The organism is Clostridium sp. (assembly GCF_016650095.1).
Classification (GTDB): Bacteria; Bacillota; Clostridia; order Clostridiales; family Clostridiaceae; genus Clostridium_AD.
In genome coordinates this window covers 1-4,549 of sequence record NZ_JAENWL010000312.1, presented here as the reverse complement: position 1 = coordinate 4,549, position 4,549 = coordinate 1, and the positions used below count along the sequence as shown (strand labels likewise).

Genomic DNA, 4,549 nt, shown 5'->3' with positions numbered 1-4,549 from the left:
ATTATAAATTATAAATTAAGGGGGCTTATATTATGAATTATAGTGTTATTGCGGCATTCACAATTATATTAATTGTGCTCGCAGCCGGAGAGTTTTTTTCAATAAAATCAAAAGCTTTTATTCCTTCAGTATTTGTATCTGCAGTTTTATTTTTAATTGGATTTTGGACTTTTCTACCAAAGGACCTCATTACACTAGGTTCATTTTCAGGACCAGTAGTTACTCTTTCTTTGTACCTGTTATTAGTACATATGGGTACATTAATGAGCCTTAAGGAACTCCTTTCTCAATGGAGAACTGTTTTAATAGCATTGGGAGGAATAGTAGGCATCTGCATGATGACTCTTACAGTTGGTAAAGTATTTTTCGGATGGCAAACTGTTGTTGCAGGAACTCCTCCACTTACAGGTGGTATTGTTGCATCAATACTAATGTCACAAGCTGCTACAGATAAAGGATTAGTATCAATCGCCGTCCTTGCTACCTGCATGTACATTATGCAGGGATTCGTGGGATATCCAATTTCTGCTTTTTGCCTTAAAAAAGAAGCTAAACGTATATTAAACATTTATAATACTGGTGGCAAAGAGGCTAAAATCTCTAAAGATCTAGCTGCTGCAACTACTTCACAAAAAAAGAAGCTTATTCCTCCTTTTCCAATTGAATTCCAAACTCCATATGTAATTTTATTAAAATTAGGATTTGTAGGTTGGCTTGCATCTATTATTGGACCAGTTATACATCTTAATAATTTTGTCGTTTGTCTGCTCTTAGGTGTTATCTTCTGTGAACTTGGTTTTTTAGAAGAAAAAGCTTTAAACAAGGCAAATTCATTTGGATTCCTTATGACAGTTCTTATGGGATATATTTTTGCTAACTTATCACAGGCAACACCTGGTATGTTAAAAGAAATAGCGGGACCGCTCTTCGGAATTATTATGCTTGGTGTAACAGGTATGTATATAGTATCACTAATTATAGGTAGATTCTTAGGTTCTTCAAAAGCAATGACATTTTCATGTATGCTTACAGCATTTTACGGTTTCCCAGCTGACTATATATTAACCCACGAAGCAATTAAAGCAGTGTGCAAAACTGATGATGAAATAGCATACGTGCTTGATGATATGCTTCCTAAAATGCTAGTAGCTGGCTTCACTACAGTTACTATAGCATCTGTTATTATAGCAGGTATATTTGTAAAATTATTATAATCACTATTTATATGTAGGAGGTACAAGCACTTGTCAATTAGAGAACTATCAAATAAATATAAACAAAATGTTATTGATTTAAGAAGAGAATTTCATAAATATCCAGAAGCAAGTTTACATGAATATAAAACAATTGAGAGAATAGGCCAGGAATTAGATAATCTAGGAGTATCATATAAAAGAGTTGCAGATACAGGTATTATTGCAGAAATAAAAGGAACTAATCCTGGTAAAACTATTGCTTTAAGAGCTGATATTGATGCATTATCAGTTAAAGAATTAAATGAATGTGAATATAAATCTGAAAATGAAGGTTTCATGCATGCATGTGGACATGATTGCCATATATCTATGCTCCTCGGAGCCGCCATGATACTTAGCAAACAAAAAAATGAACTTAATGGTACTATAAGACTTCTTTTTCAACCAGCAGAAGAAGTAGCGCAAGGTGCTAAAAAAATGATAGAAGCCGGAGCCCTTGATGGTGTGGATGGAATTTTTGGAATACACGTATGGAGTGACATAGAACGTGGCTTTGTATGCGTTCAAGAAGGACCACTGATGGCTTCAGCAGATTTATTTGAAATTAAAGTACACGGAAAGGGTGGTCACGGTTCTGCACCACATCAAGGAGTTGATGCAGTTGTTGCTTCCTGCGCAATTGTTATGAACCTTCAATCCATAGTGAGTAGAGAATTAAGTCCTCTTGAACCTGCTGTTGTAAGTATTGGTTCTCTTAATGTAGGTACAAGATTTAATATTATTGCGAGTGAAGGAACTCTAACCGGAACCACAAGAAGCTTTAATCCAGATGTTAGGAATAAATTTCCTGCAATGATACAGCGAATTGCAGAAGATACAGCCTCTGCCTATAGAGCAGAAGCTGTATTAGAATATACCTTTGCCACATCTGTTGTAATCAATGATGCAAACTGTTCAAAAATAGCAGAAAAATCCTTAGACAAAATAGGTGCTAAGTCTATTAATGTTGAAAAAATTACAGGAGCGGAAGATTTTGCGGAGTACTTAAGTAAAGTTCCTGGCATAATTGCTCTTGTTGGAGTGGGAAATGAAGCTAAAGGTGCTTGTTACCCTCAACATCACCCAATGTATACAATAGATGAAGATGCACTTGAAATAGGTACTTCATTGTATGCACAATATGCTACAGACTTCTTAAACAGCTAAATCATCACTTTCAGTGCTGTAATCATCACTTTCAGTGCTGTAATCATCACCTTACGTGCTGCAATCATCTTCAAAGAAGCTGCAATATGGATTAAAATAAATAATTAGTTTTGAATTATAGAAAAAATCGTTGTTACTCATAATGTGGCAACCATAAAAGGAGCATAATAAATATGGATAATAAATTAGATACTATTACCATTCGGGATTTTGTGGAAGACGATATTGATTATGTTATTTCACGTCATCAAAATTTTTATAAGGAACAATATGGCTTTTCATCTGTTTTTTGTAGTTATGTAGAAAAGGGTGTTCATCATTTTGCACAGCATTATGATAGCAAAAACGAATGTATGCTGATACCAGAAATGAATGGAAATCCTGTCGGAAGCATTGTAATTGTTAAAGCTAATGACGAGACTGCTCAGCTAAGATATTTTCTGCTTGAACCTGAAACTAGGGGTAAGGGCTTAGGTAACAAGCTTGTTGATACAGCATTGGATTTTTGCCGAGAAAAAGGATATAAGCATGTTTTTCTTGAAACAGTTTCTTTTCTTGAAACAGCCAGGCATATTTATTCGAGCAAAGGTTTTACACTAACACAATCTCATGAAAATACACTTTGGGCAAAAGATATTCTAGAAGAGGAACGTTGGGACTTGGATTTATAGATACAAGCTATTAAAAAGCAACCTTACTGTAGTAATCTACAATAAGGTTGCTTTTATCTTAACACTATGATTATTAATTAAACGATTCTATTCTTATTATGCTTTCTACTTTGTTGATATTTTCTAATTGTTCTATTTCTTTTAATGAATTTTTTATGTTCCTCTCTGAGCTTATATGTGTAATAAACGCTAGTAGCACATCATCCTCATGCCTTACATCTTGAGTCATAGATACAATACTAACATTGTTTCTTCCGAATATTGCCGCTGTATCTCCTAAAACTCCAGCTCTATCTTTTACATTAAGTCTGATATAGAATTCCGATTCATTTTCTTCTGATTTTTTTACTTCTTTAAAATCAGCTTTATCATTAAGAACCTTTAAATCAGCTGGTCTTACATTATTTCTTAATATGGATATTATATCACCTACAACTGCACTTCCAGTTGGTAAGTCTCCTGCTCCTCTTCCATATAGCATTAATTCTCCCACTGCATTTCCTTTTATCATAATGGCATTAAATGCATCATTTACATTTGCCATTGGGTGACTTGACGGTACAAGTGTTGGATGTACTCTTAGTTCTAATTTGTTATTTCTCTCCTTTGCTATTGCCAAAAGTTTTATTGTATAACCAAATTTTTTAGCATATTCTATATCAATAGCACTAATATTTCTTATTCCTTCCCTATAAATGCAATCATGATTAACAACAGTTCCGAAAGATAGTGAAGCCATTATAGCAAGCTTATAGACAGCATCAAATCCATCAACATCAGCGGTTGGATCTGCTTCAGCATAACCCTTTTCTTGAGCCTGTCTCAATGCCTCATCAAAACTAATTCCATCCAGTGTCATTTTACTTAATATATAATTAGTTGTTCCATTTATAATTCCAGTTATCTGTTCAATTCTATTGGCTGTAAGGCTCTCATTTATTTCGCGTATTATTGGAATTCCACCTGCCACACTTGCTTCATAATAAAATAATACATTTTCTTCCTCAGCTATTTTAAATAACTCTTCACCCCAGTTTGCAATAACCATTTTATTAGCAGTTACAATATGTTTTTTAGCTTTCATTGCGCGTATCATGTATTCCTTAGCAGGACCGCCTCCACTAATAAGTTCAATCACAATTTTTATGCTATCATCATTTATAATATCATCAATATTATCTGTTAATATTCCCTTAGATATAGTAATATCTCGTTTTTTATTTATATCATTTACTAGTATTTTGGCTACCTCTATATCGTAATTTGAACGCTTCATTATTTCTTTTTTATTTTCAAGTAATATTTTCCACACGCCTGTGCCAACATTCCCAAAACCTAAAATTGCTATTTTTACCTTTTCCATATTAATTTCCCCTTTCCAAATTTTAAATTTATCATTTTATCACCCTAGGCGATGCTTATAGCATCGAAGATGATGCTTACAGCTCTGTAAGTGATGCTTACAGCTCTGTAAGT

Annotated in this window: 4 protein-coding genes; 3 read left to right on the top strand and 1 reads right to left on the bottom strand. The window is 33.7% G+C overall.

Annotation, left to right across the window (positions count from 1 at the left end; translation table 11 throughout):
• The first annotated feature begins 32 nt into the window (after positions 1-32).
• The 3 genes from JJE11_RS15150 (at position 33) to JJE11_RS15140 (ending at position 3,073) form a co-directional block, all read left to right on the top strand.
• Positions 33-1,214 carry a hypothetical protein gene (locus JJE11_RS15150; RefSeq protein WP_291637102.1) on the top strand — a complete coding sequence of 394 codons (1,182 nt, stop codon included), beginning with the start codon at positions 33-35 and terminating at the stop codon, positions 1,212-1,214.
• A gap of 30 nt (positions 1,215-1,244) precedes the next feature.
• Positions 1,245-2,402, top strand: a complete 1,158-nt coding sequence (locus JJE11_RS15145; protein ID WP_291637100.1) for a M20 family metallopeptidase — start codon at positions 1,245-1,247, stop codon at positions 2,400-2,402.
• A gap of 212 nt (positions 2,403-2,614) precedes the next feature.
• Complete coding sequence (locus JJE11_RS15140; RefSeq protein ID WP_291637098.1) at positions 2,615-3,073, top strand: GNAT family N-acetyltransferase; 459 nt, start codon at positions 2,615-2,617, stop codon at positions 3,071-3,073.
• A gap of 73 nt (positions 3,074-3,146) precedes the next feature.
• On the opposite strand, the gene JJE11_RS15135 is transcribed toward JJE11_RS15140, so the two are convergent.
• Complete coding sequence (locus JJE11_RS15135; protein ID WP_291637096.1) at positions 3,147-4,436, bottom strand: homoserine dehydrogenase; 1,290 nt, start codon at positions 4,434-4,436, stop codon at positions 3,147-3,149.
• Between the last annotated feature and the right edge of the window lie 113 nt (positions 4,437-4,549).

What these genes read in the sequence shown, in the direction of transcription:
- JJE11_RS15150 (WP_291637102.1), top strand. Translation starts at nt 33, where the DNA reads ATGAATTATAGTGTTATTGCGGCATTCACAATTATATTAATTGTGCTC.
- JJE11_RS15135 (WP_291637096.1), bottom strand. Translation starts at nt 4,436, where the DNA reads ATGGAAAAGGTAAAAATAGCAATTTTAGGTTTTGGGAATGTTGGCACA.